The organism is Mesorhizobium sp. M7A.F.Ca.MR.362.00.0.0 (assembly GCF_004023175.1).
In the GTDB taxonomy this organism is placed as follows: Bacteria; Pseudomonadota; Alphaproteobacteria; order Rhizobiales; family Rhizobiaceae; genus Mesorhizobium.
This window is the reverse complement of record NZ_RZTF01000012.1, coordinates 7,086-9,438: the sequence shown is the minus strand read 5'-3', so window position 1 is coordinate 9,438 and position 2,353 is coordinate 7,086. Positions and strand designations below refer to the sequence as shown.

Sequence of the window (2,353 nt, the reverse complement as noted above, 5' to 3'; positions counted from 1 at the left end):
GCCCTCGAGCGCTGGCCGCGAACCGGCGTGCCGGAAAAGCCGGAAGCCTGGCTGCTGGCGGTGGCGCGGCGGCGCCGTGTCGATGCGGTGCGGCGGCGGCTCACCAGCGAGGCCGGTCGCGAGCATCTCAAGCTGATTGCGCAGGAGGCGGAGGCACGCATGACCGAGGAAGACCTGCCCGACGATCGGCTGCGGCTGATGTTCGCTTGCGCCCATCCGGCGATCGAATCGAGCGTGCGTTCGCCGCTCATTCTGCAGACGGTGCTGGGGTTCGACGCCGCGACGATCGCCTCCGCCTTCCTGGTCTCGCCCGCAACCATGGGCCAGCGCCTGGTGCGGGCCAAGAGCCGCATCCGTGAAACCGGCATTCCGTTCCGCGTGCCGGAGCGGGCCGAACTCGGCGAAAGGCTGGACGCGGTGCTGGAGGCGATCTATGCCGCCTTCGCCGAAGGCTGGTCCGATCCGGCCGGCACCGAAACGCGGCGCCGCAACCTGGCGACCGAAGGCATCTGGCTCGGCCGGCTGGTGGCCTCGCTGATGCCGGAGGAACCGGAGGCACTGGGCCTGTTGTCGCTGATGCTGTTTGCCGAGTCTCGCCGCGCCGCACGGCGCAGCGCCGAAGGCGACTTCGTGCCGTTGGCGGAGCAGGATTGCCTTCTATGGGACCGTGCCCTCATCGACGAGGCGGAAGCGCTGCTTTCCCACGCAGCGGCCAAGGGCGTCATCGGCCGCTACCAGCTTGAGGCGGCCGTGCAGTCCGCGCATGCGGCACGAAGGCTCACCGGCCGCACCGACTGGGTGGCAATCCAGGAACTCTACGACGCGCTGCTTTCGATCGCAGGATCGCCGGTGGTGGCGATAAACCGCGCGGTGGCGATCGCCGAGGCCGAGGGCGCAGTGGCCGGATTGGCGGCTCTTTACGTGCTGGGCGACGACAAGCGGCTTGACGAGTACCAGCCCTATTGGGCCGCACGCGCCGGTCTGCTGGCCAGGCTTGGTCAGGTACCGCAAGCCTGCGAAGCCTATGACCGGGCGATCGGCCTCGAGCGCGACCCGGCGGTGCGCCGGTTCCTGCAAGGAAAAAGAGCGGTGCTCAGAAATTGAGCTTCAGCCCGGCCACATCTCGTGCGAGGTGTTGAGCGTCTTCATCAGCGGATGGTCGCGCAACCGCGCCCACAGGCGTTCGATGTTCGGCCATGCCGTCCGCGCGCTGTCGATGTCGGGATACCAGGCCACCAGCATGACCAGATAGATGTCGGCCAGCGACATCCGGTCACCGACCAGCCAGTCACGGCCTTCGAGCGCGGCATCGAGAACGGCAAAGCCGCGGTCCATCTCGGCCACGGCCGCCTGCTTGACCGCCTTGGTGCCTTCGGGATCGGCAGTGTAGCGGTATGCGTAGTAGAAACGCAGCACCGCCGAATAGAGCACAGACGACATAAAGGCCATCCAGCGCAGGAAATCCGCGCGGGCAGGCGCTTCTGCTCCCGGCGCCAAATTGGCGTCGGGGTGGCGCTCGGCAAGCACGATGCAGATCGCCGCCGATTCGGTCATCGAGCTTCCGTCGGGCAAGGTCAGCACCGGCACCTGGTTCAACGGACTGATGTCGAGGAAGGCGGGATCGGGCCGGTCGGTCTTCGGCACGTCGATCTGCTCAAATGGTACATTGGCCAGCGCCAGCGCCGCCTCGACCACGAAGCCGCCGCTGCCGGGACGGGTATAAAGCTTGTACATAAATTCTCCCCCGGCCCGCGCAAAGCAGGCCGGGGGAGATATGAACCGGAAGCGGTGTGGCGCTCAAGCCGCTGATGGCGGCCACGGGCGTTTTTTCAGCGGGCCAGCTTGGTCACGAAGAAGCGTCGGATTACGATCCCAGCCCCTCGAACAGGATGGTCGACAGATAACGCTCGGCGAAGGACGGGATGACCACCACAAGGTTTTTGCCTTTGTTCTCCGGCCGCGAGCCGACGACGATGGCCGCCTGCAGGGCGGCGCCGGAAGAGATGCCGACCGGCACGCCTTCGAGGCGGGCGACGAGGCGGGCATTGGCCACGGAATCCTCGTTCGACACTTTGACGATCTCGTCATAGATCGTCGTGTCGAGGATTTTGGGCGCAAAGCCGGCGCCGATGCCCTGGATCTTGTGCGGGCCGGGCTGGCCGCCCGACAGAACAGGGGAGGAGTCCGGCTCGACGGCGACGACATGCACGGAGGGCTTGCGCTTCTTCAGCACCTGGCCGACGCCGGTGATGGTGCCGCCGGTGCCGATGCCGGCGACGAAGATATCGACCTCGCCCTGCGTATCGTTCCAGATTTCCTCGGCCGTCGTCGTGCGGTGGATTTCCGGATTGGC

Annotated in this window: 3 protein-coding genes; 1 reads left to right on the top strand and 2 read right to left on the bottom strand. The window is 66.7% G+C overall.

The features are described from left to right. Window positions 1–1,104, top strand: a 1,104-nt coding sequence (locus EOC06_RS03300) for an RNA polymerase sigma factor (protein WP_245469306.1), incomplete at its 5' end; no start/stop codon positions are given. 3 nt (window positions 1,105–1,107) lie between these two features. Here the strand turns inward: EOC06_RS03300 and EOC06_RS03295 are convergent. Both EOC06_RS03295 and EOC06_RS41570 read right to left on the bottom strand, forming a co-directional pair. Further along, complete coding sequence (locus tag EOC06_RS03295; RefSeq protein ID WP_127267554.1) at window positions 1,108–1,734, bottom strand: glutathione S-transferase family protein; 627 nt, start codon at window positions 1,732–1,734, stop codon at window positions 1,108–1,110. A gap of 130 nt (window positions 1,735–1,864) precedes the next feature. Then, window positions 1,865–2,353 (bottom strand): pyridoxal-phosphate dependent enzyme (locus tag EOC06_RS41570; protein ID WP_245469305.1); only part of this gene is annotated, 489 nt, incomplete at its 5' end.